The following is a 17,404-nucleotide window of genomic DNA, read 5'->3' on the forward strand; positions in this document are numbered from 1 at the left end:
CTTTGTCAAACCTTACCGTATTCATCGTCGACGACGATCCTTCGCTGCGCGACGCGCTCGGCCTGTTGCTTGGCGTGCGCGGCTACCGTACCGCTGTTTTCGCTAGCGGCGAAGCGTTCCTGCAGGCCTGGCAGGCCGAGTGGTGCGGCTGCCTGGTGGCCGATATCCGCATGTCCGGCATGGACGGCCTGACCCTGCAGCGCAAGCTCAATGAAATGGGCTGCCTGCTGCCGGTGATTATCGTCACCGGCCACGGCGACGTGAGTTCGGCGCGCGAAGCCTTCAAGGCGCGCGCCGTCGATTTCCTGGAAAAGCCGTTCGACGACGACAAGCTGATTGCCGCCATCGAGGAAGCGTTCTCGATGCAGCAGCGCCAGCGCCAGGACCGCGACCGCCGCAACCAGCGCGACCAGCTGCTGGCCGAACTGACGCCGCGCGAGCGGGAAGTGTTCGAACTGGTGGTGATGGGGCGCCACAACCGCGAAATCGCGCCCCAGCTCAATATCAGCGTGCGCACGGTGGAAGTGCACAAGGCCCGCCTGATGGCCAAGCTGGGCGTGGATAATGTGGCCGACCTGGTGCGCGTGGCGCTGCGCGATTGACAGGCCGTTTCAAAATGGCCATGGCGTTGTTGCAGCTCCTTGCCGTGCAGGCGCACTGCCTTCGTCGCTGCGCCTAGCCACGCCCATTTTGAAACAGCCTCTAAGGCTTAAGCGGCGCTGCGGCGCAGGGTGCGCCAGCCGAGTACCACGTCGCGCACCTGCTGCGGCGTGATGGCCGCCATGCAGCGGCAGAGCGCCTTGTCCTGGCAGCTGCCGCAAGCCTGCGGCGCGCACAGGTTCACCGCGTGGGCGCCCAGCGCCCCCCAGCGCGCGATATCAATCGGCTTGATCGGCGGGAACAGGCCCAGGGTGTTGCGGCCCAGCGCCGCCGCCAGGTGCAGCGGACCCGTGCCGCTGGCCACCAGGCCGTCGGCGCGGCCGATCAGGGACAACAGCTCGCGCAAGTCAAGCTTGCCGCACACATTGTTCACATGGGGCAGCGCCAGCAGATCCGGCGCCTGCTGTGCCAGCAGCTCGCCTTCGGCGGCGCTGCCGGTCAGCCAGATGGTCACATCGCCTGCAGCCTGCAGCAGACGGGCCAGCGCGGTGAAGTGCTCCAGCGGCCATTCGCGGCCGTTGCCGTTCGACTTGGTGTGCAGTACCAGATGATAGCCCTGCTCGCCCAGCAGCGCATCGACCTTGGCGCTGGCCGGCGCCTGCAGGCCGTATTGCGGCCACACTTCTTGCAGCGGCGGGATTGCCGTCAGGCCCAGCGGGCGCAGCAGTTCGAAATTCAGCTGGGCTTCGTGCAGGGACGACTTCACGCGGCTGAAGCGGACCAGCCGGTTGCAGGTCAACCAATGGTAAAAGCGGTGGCTGGTGCCGATGCGGCGCGCGATGCCGGCGCGCCAGGCGGCCATGGCGATACGGCGCACCGGGAAGGCCAGCAGCACGGTGTCGTAGCCGGCCGCGCGGAAATGGCGCGCCAGGTCGGGCAGCTCTTCCACCGCCAGCACTGCATCGACATGCTGGCACTGGCCCACGGTATGGGCGGCATAGCCGCGCACCAGGAAGGTGATATGCACGCCCGGGTAGCGTTGCTTGAGCCAGCCCGCGATCGGCAGGGTCAGCACCACGTCGCCGATATTGTCGGTGCGCGTGACCAGGATGCGGCGCGGCGCCTGGCTGGCGCCGCGCGTCATGAACAGGCACATGCCGGCCAGGCTGCACGCCATGGTGACATAGAACAGCTTGGGCGCCATCAGCCAGAACATCACGTCGGTCAATCCAAAGCCGATGAAGCACAGCACCATCACCAGGCCGGCCAGGGCCAGCGGGCGCTGGCCGTTGTCGGCCGCGTTCAGCATATTGCGGAAGAACAGCAGCGGCGCCACGTACATGGCGATCAGCAGGCTGAAATCGAGCAGGCCGCCGGTGGCCAGGAAATGCAGCATATCGTTATGGCTGCTGCTGTAGCCCAGCGCGGGCGATGGCTGCAGCATGCCTTTGGCCGCCAGCACCTGCAGCGCAACGTCGAAGTCGTCGCGCCCGACGCCCAGCCAGGGGTGTTCCATGAACATCAGCCAGGATGCCTTCCACAGTTCCAGGCGGATGCCGACCGAGGTGGTGGCGTCGCCGCGGCTGAAGTAGCCCTGGATGTCGGAAACGCCTTCGGCCAGGCGCTGCGCCACGCCCGTTGCCGGCACCAGGTAGGCCAGCACGCACAGCAGGGCGGCCAGCGCCAGCGCCACCAGCATGCGCTGGCCGTGCATCTTGTAGCCGTTGCGCGTCAGCGGCACGGCGGCCAGCAGCATGGCCAGCCATCCGCCGCGCGAGCCGGACAGGGCCGAGGCCAGCAGCCCGGCCAGCAGCGCCAGCGCCGGCAGGTAGCGCAAGCCAGGCGCCGTATTCAGGCTGCAAATGGCCATCATGCCCATGGCCAGGGCCAGGTCGCCGAAGGTGATCGCATGGTGGGTGAAGCCTTCGGCGCGCGCCATGCCCCAGGCATGGGTTTGCAGCACGGCCAGCGCGGCGGCGGCGATGGTGCCGTAGCACAGGCCAAGCCAGAAATAGCGCGCCTGCGGCTTCAGGTAATAGAACACGCCGATGCAGGCCAGGCCGAACAGCATGCGCGAGGGGCCGTCCAGCGTGCGCAGCGGCTGGTGGTCGGTGAACATGCGCAGCAGCGAAAAGAGAAAGAAAGCGCCAAATGCCAGCACCAGCGGGCGCACCGCGTGCCAGTTGTCGCGATAGCAAGTGGAGACGCCGTCGCGGAAATGCCAGGCAAACAACAACAGGGCGACGGCCTGGATCGCGCCGATGCCGAACGGGGTCGTCAAGGCGAGCGCCGGCAGGGCAAAAACCAGGAAGGTGGCGTGCAGTCGTGTTTTGGCGGGCGTTAAATCGTGTGTTTCCAGCATGAGACTGCGCTATCGAAGAAGCCGAAAAATGGCCGATTATAACAGTCGGGGCTGTGCGGCCCGGCGCCAGCAGTGTGTTGTTGCCGTAGCGGCAATCGGTAATAATGCTCGGCTACAGGAATTGGAAAAATGGACATCATGACCCCGCATTCGGCCCGTACGCTGGTGATTTCGCCCAATTGGATCGGCGACGCCGTCATGGCGCAGCCGCTGTTGCAGCTGCTGAAGGCGGCCAACCCGGAGCGCCCGATCGACGTGCTGGCGCCGCCGGCCGTCTCGCCGGTCTGGCGCCAGATGGCGGAAGTGGCCGAGGTGCTGGAAACGCCGTTCCGCCACGGTGCGCTGCAGCTAAAAGAACGCTGGCGCTATGCGCGCCTGTTGCGCCAGCGCGGCTACGCCGATGCCTACATTCTGCCCAACACTCTGAAGTACGCCCTGATCCCTTGGCTGGCCGGCATTGCGCGCCGCGTGGGCTACAAAGGCGAAAGCCGCTATGGCCTGATCAACGTCATGCACCATGACGACGTGCCGCCGCGCCCGATGGTGCCGTTCTACGCGGCGCTGGCCGGCGCGCCGCATGCGCCACTGCGCAGCGCCCTGCCCAAGCCGCGCTTGGCCGCCAGCGACGCGCAAGTGGCGGCATCCTGCGCCAAGACCGGCCTCGATCCGGCGCGCCCGCTGGTGGTGTTCGCACCGGGCGCCGAATTTGGCGGCGCCAAGCGCTGGCCGCCGGCCCATTTCGGCCAGCTGGCGCGGCATATCCTGGCGCGCGACCCGCAAGCCCAGGTCGCGCTGCTCGGTTCGCCGAAGGACGGCCCCTCCTGCGCGGAGGTGATGGCCGCCGCCGGCGCCCCGGCCGGACTGGTCAGCCTGGCGGGCAAGACCAGCCTGGCCGATGCGATCGCGCTGATCGCGCGCGCCGCGGCGGTGGTCAGCAACGATTCCGGGCTGCTGCACATCGCGTCCGCCCTGAACCGCCCGGTGATCGCCATCTACGGCCCGACCGATCCCGATCACGCCCCGCCGTTCTCCGATCTGGCGGCCTCGATTTCGCTGCGCCTGGATTGTTCGCCCTGCCGCCAGCGCGAATGCCCGCTGGGCCACCAGAACTGCATGCACGGCATCAGCGCCGGCCAAGTATGGCAGACGCTGGAGCCGATGCTTAGCCGGTGATGGCCAGGCGTATACTCGCGGCATGACACCGCTGGTCCTGATTCCCGGCTATATGCTGGACGACGCTCTGTGGGATGGCATGCTGCCGTTCCTGCCGCCCGAACTCCCGCTGCATTTCGCCAGCCTGGCCGAAGGCGATTCCATCTCCGCCATGGCGCAAGCGGTTCTGTCCGGATGTCCTCCGCAATTCAGCCTGCTCGGCTTCTCGATGGGCGGCTATGTCGCGCGTGAAATCGTGCGGCTCGCGCCCGAGCGCGTGCGCTCGCTGGCGCTGGTGGCCACCTCCAGCCGGGCCGATTTGCCGCTGCAGGTCGAGCAGCGCAGCAAGGCCGCCCGCGCCACCCCGCTCGGTCCATTCCGGGGCCTTGGCCGCGCCGCCATCGCCCAGTCGCTGCATCCCGATAATGCCGGCAACGAGGCGCTGGTCGCGCAAGTGCGCGCCATGGGGGAGCGCCTTGGCCGCGAAGTCTTCGTGCGCCAGTCGCTGATCGTGCGCGATGCCGATACCGGCCGCCTGGGCGATATCCGCTGCCCGACACTGGTGGTCGCCGCAGCGGACGACCAGCTGCGCCGCCCGGAGGAAGCGCGCGAACTGGCCGATGGCATTGCTGGCGCGCGCCTGGCGATCGTGCCCGCTGCCGGCCACCTGATTCCGCTCGAACAACCGCAGCTGCTCGCAGCCTCCCTGGCCGCGATTTTTCGATAGCTTGTTGCATAAAATCTAACGCTATACGCAGCCCGAATCGCCGGGAAGCGCCGGCGACGTCCGCGTCGCATCTTGGAACGGCTTGGGAATATGGGCTATCACATTTCAATTCTGCGCGCGCAGACCGATCCGATCCGCATGGAGGAGTTGGCGCAGGCCATCGCCCGCAGGGCATTCGAGAAGGATGCGCAGCCTGCCCCCCAGGTTGATGAGCCATGCAAAGGCCAAGAGGGCGAAAGCATGCCGTTCGAGGATGGGATGAACTGGAAACCCATCGCTCTCTGGACGACAGCTGCCATCATCGCGGCGAGCGCGCATTGATGGCGGATGCGGCGCAGCGCTCGCGCCGCTCGAAAACTTCCCGCAGCATCGCCTGCGCGGCGGCGGTAACCAATCATCAGGCCAGCTTGAAGCGCCCCACCTGGCCGGTCAGGCGGCCGGCCTGGTCCTGCATGGCGCTGGCCGCAGCCGCTGCCTGCTCCACCAGGGCGGCATTCTGCTGCGTGACGTTATCGAGCTGCACGATGGCCTGGTTGACCTGTTCGATGCCCTCGGTCTGCTCGCTGCTGGCCGAGGCGATCTCGGACATGATGGCGGTCACGTGCCGGATGCTGGCCACCACTTCATCCATTGTGGTGCCAGCCTGATTCACCAGTTCGCTGCCCGCCTGCACTTGCTGCACCGTGTTGTTGATCAAGTCCTTGATTTCGCCGGCCGCCTGCGCGCTGCGCTGGGCCAGGCTGCGCACTTCGCTCGCCACGACGGCAAAACCGCGCCCCTGTTCGCCGGCGCGCGCCGCTTCCACCGCCGCATTCAGCGCCAGGATATTGGTCTGGAAAGCGATGCCGTCGATGACCGCGATGATGTCCACGATCTTGGTCGACGCGGCATTGATCGAGCCCATGGTCTGAACCACCTCGCTCACCACGCTGCCGCCGCGCGTGGCAACGTCGGACGCGGTGGCGGCCAGCTGGCGTGCGGTGCGCGCATTGTCGGCATTGGTGCGCACCGCGGAAGTCAACTGCTCCATCGAGGACGCGGTTTCCTCCAGCGTGCTGGCCTGGTGTTCGGTGCGGGTCGACAGGTCGAGGTTGCCGGAGGCGATCTGCTGCGAGGCGGTAGCGATGCTCTCCGTGCCGTGCCGCACTTCGCTGACGATGCGGGACAGGCTGTCGTTCATGGACTTCAGGGCTTTCAGCAGCTGGCCCGCCTCGTCTTCGCCATGCGCCTCGATGCGGCGGCTTAAATCGCCGTCGGCCACGGTCTGTGCGATCTGCACCGCCTCGTTGAGCGGCTTGACGATGGAATGGGTCGTCATCCAGGCAAAGCCCACGCCCAGGGCGACTGCCGCGAAGCCCAGCAGCATCAGCAGATTGCGGCCGCTATGGTTGCCGGCCTGGATCTCGTCGGCAAGAACGTCCAGGTTGCGGTGCTCGGCCACCGTGACTTCGTCCAGCGCACCGAGGTAGCTGACCCGGCGTGCTTCCATATCGGTGAACAGGCGCTGTGCGCTGGCCATGTCGCCGTCGGCCTTGGCTTTGTAGACCGCCTTGCGCTGGTCGACATAGGCTTTGCGGCTGGCCAGTACTTTTTCGTAGGCCGCATGCGAGGCGGGGTTGGTGAGCAGCTTGCCCAGCAAGTCCTGGATTTCGGTCGCGCGGCCCGAGGCGGTTTTCATTTGCGCCTCGATGGATTTCTGCTGCTCCGGATCGGACACCATATAAGCGGCCGTGGTGCGCGCCGCGTTCACCTCGACCACCTTCTGCCACTCGGCGACCAGGCGTTCGTTGCGGACATTGTCCGCCACCAGCGCCTCGGTCTTGGTGCTGGCGCTTTGCAAGCGCAGGATGCCGACCACGGTCATCACCGCCAGCAGTACCAGCACGACAGCGAAAGCCAAACCCAGACGCGCCCCAATCTTCAGGTTCTTCATCGAGCAATCCTCCCCAGGATCAGCGATAGTTTGCAGCTGCTTCACGATACTAACGCCAAAATCGGCGGCAAAGTAAAGTTGTCGCGCAATTGCTTCTTTTTTGGGCTAGCATGGGCCATGGCAAAGTTCATGCGCATCGGGCTGGTCGTGCTGCTGTCGTGGCACTGGTGGGCGGCCGCCGCCAGTTATCCGGCCTACAATACCTACCTGCACCCGCCGTTTGTGCGGCAGGATGGCGGCGGCTTGGCCGCCGACCTGGTGGACGCGTTGAACCGCTATATGGGGCCGGATCGCTTCGTCCTGGAGAATGTGCCGCGGGCCCGCTTCCTGGCGATGGCCAGCCAGGGCCGGATCGACGGCATTGCGCTGTTCCTCTCGCCGACCTTTCTCAAAGAGCCGCTGGCCAGCCGTGTGGGCTGGAGCGAGCCATTATTCGCCGACCATAATGTGCTGGTATTCAAGGCAGGACATGTGCCCGTGGCACCGATGCCAGCTTCGCTGCGCGGCCTGCGTTTTGGCGCTGTGCGCGGCCACGTGTACCGTTTCCTGGACGGCATGGGGCGGCGCGGGGAGTTGCACGTCGACGAAGTCGGGGACGAGATGAACAATCTGCGCAAGCTGCTTGCCGGTCGTATCGACTTCACGGTATTGAACCGGCTGCATTTCCGCGCCTTGTCCGAAGCGGCGCCCGAGCTTCAGCAACTGGTCGCCATGCCGGAACTGGGCGGCGACTTCCTGCGCCACATCCTGCTCTCGCCCAGCCTGCCGCCGGAAACGGCGCAAAGGGCCGCCGCCGCGGTGCAGGCGCTGCAACACGACGCGGAATGGCTGGCTATCATGGAAAAAGCCGGGGTCAGCTCTGGCAATCGGACACGGCCCCAGCCGTAGGCGAGGCCTAGGGCTGGGGCCGTGTCCGATTGCCAGAGCTGACCCCGGCTTTCACATTAATATGACGTCGTACTGTTCCTGGTGGTAGCTGGTTTCCACTTGCAGCGAAATCTTTTTGCCGATGAAGTCGCCCAGCATGGCCAGGTGCTGCGATTCTTCTTCGAGGAACAGGTCCACCACTTCCTGCGAGGCGAGGATGCGGAATTCGCGCGGGTTGAACTGCTTGGCTTCGCGCAGCAGTTCGCGCAGGATTTCGTAGCAGATGGTGCGCGAGGTCTTGACCTGGCCCTTGCCTTCGCAGGCCGGGCAGGGTTCGCACAGGATGTGGGCCAGCGATTCGCGCGTGCGCTTGCGCGTCATTTCCACCAGCCCCAGGGCGGAGAAGCCCGATACCGACACCTTGGTGCGGTCGCGCGCCAGGGCTTTTTTTAGTTCCGTGAGCACGGCGTTGCGGTGCTCGGTGTTCTCCATGTCGATGAAGTCGAGGATGATGATGCCGCCCAGATTGCGCAGGCGTAGCTGGCGCGCGATGGCGTGTGCCGCTTCCAGGTTGGTCTTGAAGATCGTATCGGCAAAATTGCGCCCGCCGACGAAGCCGCCGGTGTTGACGTCAATCGTCGTCATGGCCTCGGTCTGGTCGACGATCAGGTAGCCGCCGGATTTCAAGTCGACGCGGCGCCCCAGCGCGCGGTGGATTTCCTCTTCCACGCCGTACAGGTCGAACAGCGGCCGTTCGCCCGTGTAGTGCGCCAGGCGCTGCAGCACGGACGGCGTGTAGATGCGGCCGAATTCCGTCAGCGACAGGAAGTTTTCCCGCGAATCGACCTGGATGGTTGCCGTTTCGTCGTGCACGAAGTCGCGCAGCACGCGCTGCGCCAGGCTCAAGTCCTGGTGCAGCAGGGAGGTGGGCGGGCGGGTGCGCGCGCCGTGGCAGATCGCGCCCCAGGTCTTGCGCAGGTATTCGATGTCGGCCTGCAGGTCGCTGTCCGAGGCGTCTTCGGCCTGGGTGCGCACGATGTAGCCGCCTTTTTCTTCCGGCGGCAGCAGGCTTTGCATGCGCGCGCGCAGGGCTTCGCGGTCGGCTTCCTTTTCGATCTTCTGCGAGATGCCGATATGGCCGTCCTGCGGCAGGTAGACCAGCATGCGGCCGGCGATCGAGATCTGGGTCGACAGGCGCGCGCCCTTGGTGCCGATCGGGTCCTTGATGACCTGCACGGTCAGCACCTGGCCGTCGAACAGCAGCTTCTCGATCGGGGTCGGGGTGGCGTTCTGGGCGCCGTCGTGCGGCCGCGCTTCCCAGATGTCGGCCACGTGCAGGAAGGCTGCGCGCTCCAGGCCGATGTCGATGAAGGCCGACTGCATGCCGGGCAGCACCCGCACCACTTTGCCGGAGTAGACGTTGCCCGCCAGGCCGCGCGTCAGCGTGCGCTCGATATGCAGTTCCTGCACCGCGCCCTGTACAACTAGGGCGACGCGGGTTTCCTGCGGGGTGATATTAATAAGGATATCTTCGTTCATCAGGGGAGTTTCAATCCTGCCTGGCGCAGCAGCTGCGCCGTTTCGTACAGCGGCAGGCCCATGATGCCGGAGTGGCTGCCCTCGATATGTTCCACGAACAGGGCGGCCAGGCCCTGGATGCCATAGCCGCCGGCCTTGTCGTAAGGTTCTGTGGTGGCGCAATACGTCCTGATTTCAGCCTCGCTCAGTTTGCCGAAGCGCACTGCCGAAACCTGGGTGATATGGCCTGAAAAGTCCTGCGCATGCACGGCCACCGAGGTCAGTACCTGGTGGGTGCGGCCGGACAGCTGATGCAGCATGTCCGTGGCCTCGCGCACGTTGGCCGGCTTGCCGAGGATCTCGCCGTCGACGGTGACGGTGGTGTCGGCGGCCAGGATGGGGCGCAGGATCAGGCGGCGCCGCTGGATCATGTCCCAGGCGAAATCGGCTTTTTCCTGGGCCACGCGGCCCACATAGGCCAGCGGATCTTCGCCGGGATTGACGTCTTCGCTGACGTCCGGCCCGCGCGGGCCGTCGTTGCGCAGCAATAAAAGCTCGAAATCCACGCCGATCTGGCGCAATAGCTCGCGCCGGCGTGGACTCTTGGAAGCCAGGTAGATCTTCTTTTCGACCAGTTTCATCGGATGCCTTAGGGTTTAGACACGATGATAAGGGTGGTTTTGCGTAATTGTCCACGCCCGGTACAACTGTTCGGCCAGCATGACGCGCACCATGCCATGCGGCAGGGTCAGGCTGGACAGGCGCAGCATGCCCTCCGCCTTGGCTTTCAGGCCCGGATCGAGGCCGTCGGCGCCGCCGATCAGGAAGGCCGTATCGCGGCCATCCTGCTGCCAGGTTTCCAGCTGCTGGGACAGGCCCACGCTGGTCAGGTCCTTGCCGCGCTCGTCGAGGGCGATGATGCGCACCGATTTCGGCAGGGCCGCTTCGATGCGCTCGCGCTCCAGGGCCATGGCGGTGGCGGCGGTCTTGCTGCCGGAGCGCTCAACGGGCTTGATTTCCTTCAGCACGATGCGCAATTCCGGCGGCATGCGCTTCACGTATTCGGTGAAGCCGCTTTCGATCCAGGCCGGCATTTTATGGCCGACCGCAGCGATGATCAGCTGCACTTACTCTGCCGCAGCCTTCTTCAGGCGCTTGATGACGGTCTTGACCGGCGTTGCGGCAGCGGAGGCGGCTTTCTTCTCCTTGGCGGCTTTGGCGGATGCCTCGGCGGTCTTGGTGGTAGCGACCTTCACTTTCTTGCCTTCCGGTGCGACGACCTTCGGCGCGGCCTTCTTGGCGGCGGCTTTCTTGGCCACGGCGCCGGCTGCGGCGGTTGCCTTCGCGGTGCCAGGCTTCTTGGCAGCCGGCTTTTTCTCGATCACGGGTTCGGCGGCTTTGGCAGCCTTGGTGGCAGCCAGGTGGCCCGATTTCTTCGGCGTGGATTCCTTGGCGGCTGCTTCCTTGCCTTCGCTGGTCGACTTGCGCTTGGCGGCGCCCAGTTTTACCGGCTTTTCGCCCCAGATTTCTTCCAGGCGGTAGTAAGCGCGGATCGGCGCCTGCATGATGTGGACGATCATGTCGCCCAGGTCCACCAGCACCCATTCGCCGGTATCTTCACCCTCGATGCCGATCACGTCGCCGCCGGCTTCCTTCACCTTGTCGCGCACGGACGCGGCCAGGGCCTTGGTCTGGCGGTTGGAGGTACCGGAAGCGATGGCGATGCGGTCAAAGAGGCTGGTCAAGCCGGTGGTGTCGAATACGACGATTTCCTGGGCCTTCACGTCTTCCAGGGCGTCCACGACGAGGGTTTGCAGTTTTTTGATATCCATTATTTATTTCTTATACAAATTATGTTGTTCAATATAGTCTAGCACTACCGGTGGCAGAAGCGAGTTCGCCCCTTCCCCCCGTTGTAATGCAGCACGAATGGCAGTGGCCGAGATGTCGACGGCCATTTCGGCCGCCAGCATGGTCCTGCCCGCCGGGGTGTTCCTGACCTGCTCCGGCGTGGCCAGGCGGCGCTGGAATTCAGCGGCCACCTCGGCCGGCACGTGGGCGTCGTCCAGCTCGAAGCCGGGCCTGGCCGCCACGCAGAAGTGGGCCAGGTCGAACAGGTTGCGCCATTCGTGCCAGGTATTCAGTCGCTGCAGCTGGTCCGCGCCCATCAGGAAGGCCAGCGACACATCGGGCCCCACATCGGCGCGGATCGCCCGCAGCGTGTCAATCGTATACGTGGCGCTGCCGCGCGCCAGTTCCTGCCAGTCGATCGTGACCGGGCAGGGCAGGCCGGCAAAGGCCAATGCCAGCATGTCCACGCGCTGCTGCGGCGTCGCCGCCAACTGCCCCTTTTGCCAGGGCAGGGCGGGGATGACCAGCAGGGCATCGGCGCTCAGCTTTTCGGCAAACAGTTTGCCGAGCGCGAGATGGCCGTTGTGCACCGGATCGAAACTGCCTCCCAGCAGTGCGATGCAGCGTTTCACTCGGCCAGCCAGTCGCGGTGCGGCAGGAAGTCGGTGTAGAGCGCCGCTTCCGCGCTGCCGTCTTCCGGATGCCAGTCGTAGCGCCATTTGACGACCGGCGGCATGGACATCAGGATCGCTTCGGTACGGCCGCCGGACTGCAGGCCGAACAGGGTGCCGCGGTCGAACACAAGGTTGAATTCGACGTAGCGCCCGCGGCGGTAGGCCTGGAAATCGCGCTCGCGCTCACCATACGGCGTGTCCTTGCGCGCCTGCAGGATCGGCAGGTAGGCGGCCAGGAATGCGTCGCCCACGCTGCGCGTCATTGCAAAACTCTGTTCGAAGCCGAGCGCATTGAAGTCGTCGAAGAAGATACCGCCCACGCCGCGCGCTTCCTTGCGGTGCTTCAGGTAGAAGTACTCGTCGCACCATTGCTTGAACTTCGGATGCAGCGCGTCGCCGTAGCCTGCCAGGGCTTCGTGGCAGCTGCGGTGGAAGTGCTGCGCGTCTTCCCTGTTGCCGTAGTAGGGCGTCAGGTCCATGCCGCCGCCGAACCACCAGACCGGCTTGCCTTCGGCCGTGCTGGTGCTGAAGAAGCGCACGTTCATGTGTACCGTCGGCGCGTACGGGTTGCGCGGGTGCAGCACCAGGCTGACGCCCATCGCTTCCCAGGGCTGGCCGCCCAGTTCGGGGCGGTGCGCCGAGGCCGAGGGCGGCAGCTTGGCGCCGGTCACGTGGCTGAAGTTGCAGCCGCCGCGCTCGAAGACATTGCCCTCTTCGATCAGGCGCGAAATGCCGCCGCCGCCTTCCGGGCGTTCCCACGCATCGCGCAGGAATGGCTTGCCGTCCGCAGTCTCCAGCGCGGAGATGATGCGGTCCTGCAGGCCAAGCAGCCAGGCTTTGACTTCTTGCGGGTTGGGGGCGGTCATTTCTTGTTTTATTCCTTAAACCGGTAAAACGGTGTCAGACCCGCAGGGTCCGACACCTTTGTTACGCGGCGGTCGCGGGTCTGACACCGACGTGCCGGTTTTAGTGTTTCAAACCGCGCCAGCCGATATCGCGGCGGAACTGCACGCCTTCGAAGCCGATCTTTTCGACCGTTTCGTAAGCCTGCTTCTGCGCCATCTTGATATTGTCGCCCAGGCCCACCACGCACAGCACGCGGCCGCCGGCGGTCACCAGCTTGCCGTCCGCATCGTCGGTGGTGCCGGCATGGAAGGTCACGGAATCGGCCGTTTCAGCCGGAATGCCGTGGATATGGTCGCCCTTGCGCGGCGCGTCAGGGTAGCCGGCGGCTGCCAGCACCACGCCAACGGCGGTGCGGCGGTCCCAATCCAGTTCCACCTGGTCCAGCGTGCCGTTGACGGCATGTTCCATCACGCCCAGCAAGTCGGTCCTCAGGCGCGACATGATCGGCTGGGTTTCCGGGTCGCCCATGCGGCAATTGAATTCCAGCGTCTTCGGGTTGCCGGCGGCGTCGATCATCAGGCCCGCGTACAGGAAGCCGGTGAACTGGATGCCGTCCTTGGACATGCCCTGGATGGTAGGCATGATGATCTCGCGCATGACGCGCGCATGCATGGCCGGGGTCACGATCGGCGCAGGCGAGTAGGCGCCCATGCCGCCGGTGTTCGGGCCCTGGTCGTTGTCCAGCAGGCGCTTGTGGTCTTGCGAAGTGGCCAGCGGCAGCACGTTCTTGCCGTCGCACATGACGATGAAGGACGCTTCTTCGCCGGCCAGGAATTCTTCGATCACGATGCGCGCGCCGGCGTCGCCGAAGGCGTTATCGGACAGCATGTGGTCGACCGCGCCGTGCGCCTCTTCCAGGGTCATGGCTACCACCACGCCCTTGCCGGCGGCCAGGCCGTCGGCCTTGATCACGATCGGCGCGCCCTTGGCGTCCACATAGGCGTGGGCGGCCTTGGCGTCGGCGAAGGTTTCATATTCGGCGGTCGGGATGCCGTGGCGCTTCATGAAGGCCTTGGCGAAATCCTTGGACGATTCAAGCTGCGCCGCTTCCTTGGTCGGGCCGAACACTTTCAGGCCGCGCAAGCGGAACAGGTTGACGATGCCGGCGGCCAGCGGCACTTCCGGGCCGACCACGGTCAGGCCGATATGCTCCTGCTCGACGAATGCGGCCAGTTGCTCCAGGTCGGTGATAGGCACGTTCTGCAGGCGCACATCGCGCTCGGTACCGCCGTTGCCGGGCGCAACATAGACCATCTGTACGCGTTCCGACTGCGCCAGTTTCCAGGCCAAAGCGTGTTCACGGCCACCCGAGCCGACTACCAGGATCTTCATAGGGGATTATTCTTCGATGACAGCGTTGGTATAGATTTCCTGAACGTCGTCCAGGTTTTCCAGTGCGTCCAGCAGCTTTTGCATCTTGGCTGCCTCTTCACCGGTGAAGACGGTTTCGGTGGCTGGCTTCATGATCACTTCCGCCACTTCGGCCTTGAAGCCGGCCGCTTCCAGCGCATCCTTCACGCCGGCGAAGTCGTGCGGGCCGCACAGCACTTCGATGCCGCCTTCCTCGTCGGTCACCACGTCTTCGGCGCCCGCTTCCAGCGCGGCGTCCATCAATTTGGTTTCGTCGGTGCCCGGTGCGAACAGGAACTGGCCGGTGTGCTGGAACATGAAGGCAACCGAACCCTCGGTGCCCATATTGCCGCCGTATTTGTTGAAGGCATGGCGCACTTCAGCCACGGTACGCACGCGGTTGTCCGTCATGCAGTCCACGATGATGGCCGCGCCGCCGATGCCGTAGCCTTCGTAGCGTACTTCTTCATAGTTGGCGCCGTCGCCGCCGCCGGTGCCGCGGTTGATCGCGCGGTTGACGTTGTCCTTCGGCATATTGGCGTCGGCCGCCTTGTCGATTGCCAGACGCAGGCGCGGGTTGGACGCGATATCGCCGCCGCCCATGCGGGCCGCCACGGTGATTTCCTTGATCAGGCGTGTCCAGATCTTGCCGCGTTTCGCGTCCGTTGCCGCTTTCTTATGCTTAATATTGGCCCATTTGCTGTGTCCAGCCATGTTCAATCTTCCTTAGACGGTATGCAATCGAGGGCGACATTCTAGCATAACGCCCTCTATGGACCGCCTTCCACGGCGATTGCGCCGGTTCGCCGGGAGCCGCGCAGCGGCACGCCGGGATGGAACTTTCAAGAAACAATTAGAGGCTTTCCTCGGGGTCGTTTCATCGGCTTGTAAAGTTAATATCGTAAAACAAAAACTTTAATCATCAAGGAGACTTATGGATCGTCGGCAGTTTATGAAATTGGGCGGCTTCATCACCGTATCGGTTGCCACCAGCGGCCTGGCAGGCTGCGGCGGCAGTTCTTATACGGCGCCGGCCCCCACCTTGCCGCCAGCCACTGGCAGTAACTGGAAATTCCCGCAAAGCGTTGCCTCGGGCGACCCGCGCGCGGACAGCATCATGCTGTGGACCCGCGTGGTGCCGTCCTCGGTGGACGACGTGGCCTCCCCAAGCGGCAAGAGCGAAGTCTCGGTGCGCCTGCTGGTGACGGCGGCCGACAACGGCGCTTCCCTGGGCGGCAACAAAGCCCTCGACGGCACCGCTGTGGTGGATGTGCAACTGGACCTGAACCCCGATTTCGACAATACGATTCGCCACAAGGTCACCGGCCTGCAGGCGAACCAGACGTATTTCTACCAGTTCATCGCCGGCGATGTGCGCTCCAACGTGGCCCGCTTCAAGACGGCGCCGGCGGCCGACGCCAGCGTGGCGCAACTGCAGTTCGCCTACCTGACCTGCCAGGACTGGAGCATCAACCACTGGGGCGCGCTGGACAATATCGCCAAGAACGAGAAGCTGGACTTCATCGTCCACCTCGGCGACTACATCTACGAGACCGTGGGCGAGGCCTTCCAGGCCGGTGCCGTCGAAAAGCGCCACGATGCGCTGACCCTGCCGAACGGCACCTTCAAGAACGGCGTCTCGGGCGCGAAATACGCGACCACCCTGGCCGACTACCGCTACCTGTATAAGAAGTACCGCACCGATGCCCGCCTGCAGGCGGTGCACGAGCGCTTTGCCTTCATTGCGATCTGGGACGACCACGAATTCAGCGACGATTGCTGGGGCGATACCCAGACCTACGCCGAAGGCGAGAAGCACGACACGCCGCGCCGCCGCAGCGCCAACCAGGCCTGGTTCGAATACATGCCGGCTGACGTTGCCCTGGACAGCGCCGCGACCGGCTTCCAGAACATCAAGATCTACCGCGATTTCCAGTTCGGCAAACTGATGCAGCTGGTGATGACCGACGAGCGCCTGTACCGCGCCGACCACGTGGTGCCGGAACAGATGGCCAACCCGGCCACCGGCCTGCCGCTGGGCAGTGTCGGCGCGCGCTACCTGGTGGCGCAGGACCTGTACAACGGCGTCGAAGCGCAGAAGATGGCCGCCGGCGGCGCCGATCCGCTGTCCGGCGTCAGCATGCTGGGCGCCACCCAGCGCGAATGGTGGAAGTCCACCATGAAGTCGTCCAGCGCGACCTGGAAACTGTGGGGCAATGAAGTGTCGCTGCTGCGCATGGGCCTGAACGGCACCGACGCCATCGCCACCCTGGTGGCGCTGCAGGCGATCAGCACCGTCGCTACCAATATCGGTACGACCGCCGTGTCGACCAGCGGCAATGTGCCGGTGGCCGCCGCGATCGTGGGCGCCGTGACCGCCGGAACCGCGCCTTCGACCGCGCAGGCGGCCGCCATGGCCGTCGCGGCTTCCGCCGCAGGGGGCGGCGACACCAGCGCGCGCACCAACGCGGCGGTGGGCGCGGGCCTGACCCCGCTGCAGGCCGCGGTGGCGGTACTGGCGTTCGGCCAGGCCGAAGCTTCCGCCAAGATCGGCGGCAGTGCCACCGCGCAGGCGACGGCCGCGGCCCAGGGTATCGCCATCGGCTTCATCAAGCCGGACGTGCAGGCCAACAAGGCGGCGTCCTCCTTCGTGGCCAGCCAGGCCGCGGCGCTGGGACCTTATTTCCGCAAGTTCCTGATCAACTGCGACCAGTGGGACGGCTACAACGCCGAACGCAAGGCGCTGATGTCGCACCTGAAGACCAACAGCATCGGCAATGTGGTGGCGCTGACCGGCGACATCCACTCCTTCTTCGCCGGCACCGTCAACGACGACTACGACGCAGCCGGCGGCGGCACGCCGGTGATGGTGGACCTGGTGTCGGCCGGCGTCAGCTCCGACTCCTTCTTCACTTATCTGCGCGACGCCGCGGCGAGCCTGGGCAGTCTGGGCACCCTGGTGTCGCTGCCGCTGGCAGTGCCGGTGCCTGGTCTTGGCACGGTCAACCTGAACGTCGACCTGCTGGACTACACCATGGGCAAGGCGGCGCCAACCGCCGATTCGCTGGCCGGATCGCTGACCGTGCAATTGCGCGGCGCGCTGGGCGCGAAAGGCGTGCCGGAAGCGGTGCTCGATGCGACGGTGGACAGCGTGCTGGCAGCCATCAAGGCGGATGCGAGCTTCAACGCCGCCCTGGTGCCGCTGGCGCAGCAACTGGCGGGCCTGAACAGCAACCCATGGCTGCGCTATGTCAATACCGACGCGCAAGGCTATACGGTGGTGACGCTGACCCCAGGCTCCCTGGTGGCGCAGTTCAAGCAGGTGAACAAACTGGTTGGCGGCAATGCGCCGGCCAATGTGATCGCCATGGTCGCTTCGGCCACCGTCACCGCAGGTAAGGTCGCCGTGTCCGTCGTGTAAGCGGCGCCGGCATCAAGGCAGGGCGGGCGCGAGCCCGCCTTTT

At 65.2% G+C, this 17,404-nt stretch carries 16 protein-coding genes; 6 read left to right on the forward strand and 10 right to left on the reverse strand.

Annotation, left to right across the window (positions count from 1 at the left end; all coding sequences use genetic code 11):
- Nucleotides 1-2 precede the first annotated feature (2 nt).
- Nucleotides 3-602 carry a response regulator transcription factor gene (locus tag H597_RS0126105; protein ID WP_035375281.1) on the forward strand — a complete coding sequence of 200 codons (600 nt, stop codon included), beginning with the start codon at nucleotides 3-5 and terminating at the stop codon, nucleotides 600-602.
- A gap of 107 nt (nucleotides 603-709) precedes the next feature.
- Here the strand turns inward: H597_RS0126105 and H597_RS33585 are convergent, their stop codons facing one another.
- Nucleotides 710-2,962: a glycosyltransferase family 9 protein gene (locus H597_RS33585; RefSeq protein WP_083941293.1), complete on the reverse strand. Its 2,253-nt coding sequence runs from the start codon at nucleotides 2,960-2,962 to the stop codon at nucleotides 710-712.
- A 138-nt stretch (nucleotides 2,963-3,100) separates the two neighbouring features.
- Between H597_RS33585 and waaF the strand changes: the two genes are divergently transcribed.
- The 3 genes from waaF to H597_RS0126125 all read left to right on the forward strand — a co-directional run bounded on the left by waaF (nucleotide 3,101) and on the right by H597_RS0126125 (nucleotide 5,162).
- Nucleotides 3,101-4,135: a lipopolysaccharide heptosyltransferase II gene (gene waaF / locus H597_RS0126115; protein WP_028104705.1), complete on the forward strand. Its 1,035-nt coding sequence runs from the start codon at nucleotides 3,101-3,103 to the stop codon at nucleotides 4,133-4,135.
- A gap of 22 nt (nucleotides 4,136-4,157) precedes the next feature.
- Nucleotides 4,158-4,841, forward strand: coding sequence for an alpha/beta fold hydrolase (locus tag H597_RS0126120; protein ID WP_028104706.1), 684 nt, complete (start codon nucleotides 4,158-4,160; stop codon nucleotides 4,839-4,841).
- 90 nt (nucleotides 4,842-4,931) lie between these two features.
- Nucleotides 4,932-5,162, forward strand: a complete 231-nt coding sequence (locus H597_RS0126125) for a hypothetical protein (protein WP_028104707.1) — start codon at nucleotides 4,932-4,934, stop codon at nucleotides 5,160-5,162.
- Between the two features lie 76 nt (nucleotides 5,163-5,238).
- Here H597_RS0126125 and H597_RS0126130 read toward each other — a convergent pair whose 3' ends face one another.
- Entirely contained in the window at nucleotides 5,239-6,774 is a 1,536-nt protein-coding gene (locus tag H597_RS0126130; protein WP_028104708.1) for a methyl-accepting chemotaxis protein, read from the reverse strand.
- A 117-nt stretch (nucleotides 6,775-6,891) separates the two neighbouring features.
- On the opposite strand from H597_RS0126130, the gene H597_RS0126135 reads away from it, so the two are divergent.
- The gene (locus H597_RS0126135) at nucleotides 6,892-7,662 is read left to right on the forward strand and encodes a substrate-binding periplasmic protein (protein ID WP_154668293.1); all 771 of its coding nucleotides are present in this window, start codon (nucleotides 6,892-6,894) and stop codon (nucleotides 7,660-7,662) included.
- A 51-nt stretch (nucleotides 7,663-7,713) separates the two neighbouring features.
- Here H597_RS0126135 and rng read toward each other — a convergent pair whose 3' ends face one another.
- From rng to H597_RS0126175, 8 genes are all read right to left on the reverse strand, one after another.
- Complete coding sequence (gene rng / locus H597_RS0126140; RefSeq protein WP_028104710.1) at nucleotides 7,714-9,180, reverse strand: ribonuclease G; 1,467 nt, start codon at nucleotides 9,178-9,180, stop codon at nucleotides 7,714-7,716.
- Entirely contained in the window at nucleotides 9,180-9,800 is a 621-nt protein-coding gene (locus tag H597_RS0126145) for a Maf family protein (RefSeq protein ID WP_028104711.1), read from the reverse strand. The genes rng and H597_RS0126145 overlap by 1 nt, the downstream gene beginning before the upstream one ends.
- Before the next feature lie 15 nt (nucleotides 9,801-9,815).
- Nucleotides 9,816-10,286 carry a 23S rRNA (pseudouridine(1915)-N(3))-methyltransferase RlmH gene (gene rlmH / locus H597_RS0126150; RefSeq protein WP_028104712.1) on the reverse strand — a complete coding sequence of 157 codons (471 nt, stop codon included), beginning with the start codon at nucleotides 10,284-10,286 and terminating at the stop codon, nucleotides 9,816-9,818.
- The gene (gene rsfS / locus H597_RS0126155; RefSeq protein WP_028104713.1) at nucleotides 10,287-10,991 is read right to left on the reverse strand and encodes a ribosome silencing factor; all 705 of its coding nucleotides are present in this window, start codon (nucleotides 10,989-10,991) and stop codon (nucleotides 10,287-10,289) included.
- A 3-nt stretch (nucleotides 10,992-10,994) separates the two neighbouring features.
- Nucleotides 10,995-11,642, reverse strand: a complete 648-nt coding sequence (locus H597_RS0126160) for a nicotinate-nucleotide adenylyltransferase (protein WP_229632248.1) — start codon at nucleotides 11,640-11,642, stop codon at nucleotides 10,995-10,997.
- Nucleotides 11,639-12,550 (reverse strand): oxygen-dependent coproporphyrinogen oxidase, encoded by a 912-nt coding sequence (gene hemF, locus H597_RS0126165; RefSeq protein ID WP_028104715.1) that lies wholly within the window; start codon nucleotides 12,548-12,550, stop codon nucleotides 11,639-11,641. Before hemF ends, H597_RS0126160 begins: the two co-directional genes overlap by 4 nt.
- A 100-nt stretch (nucleotides 12,551-12,650) precedes the next feature.
- Complete coding sequence (gene purD, locus H597_RS0126170) at nucleotides 12,651-13,922, reverse strand: phosphoribosylamine--glycine ligase (RefSeq protein ID WP_028104716.1); 1,272 nt, start codon at nucleotides 13,920-13,922, stop codon at nucleotides 12,651-12,653.
- Between the two features lie 6 nt (nucleotides 13,923-13,928).
- The gene (locus tag H597_RS0126175) at nucleotides 13,929-14,654 is read right to left on the reverse strand and encodes a YebC/PmpR family DNA-binding transcriptional regulator (protein WP_028104717.1); all 726 of its coding nucleotides are present in this window, start codon (nucleotides 14,652-14,654) and stop codon (nucleotides 13,929-13,931) included.
- A gap of 220 nt (nucleotides 14,655-14,874) precedes the next feature.
- Here H597_RS0126175 and H597_RS0126180 point away from each other — a divergent pair, with 220 nt between their 5' ends.
- Nucleotides 14,875-17,361: an alkaline phosphatase D family protein gene (locus H597_RS0126180; protein ID WP_028104718.1), complete on the forward strand. Its 2,487-nt coding sequence runs from the start codon at nucleotides 14,875-14,877 to the stop codon at nucleotides 17,359-17,361.
- The last annotated feature ends 43 nt before the right edge of the window (nucleotides 17,362-17,404 follow it).

It is taken from the genome of Pseudoduganella violaceinigra DSM 15887, from assembly GCF_000425385.1.
Lineage (GTDB): Bacteria > Pseudomonadota > Gammaproteobacteria > Burkholderiales > Burkholderiaceae_D > Rugamonas > Rugamonas violaceinigra.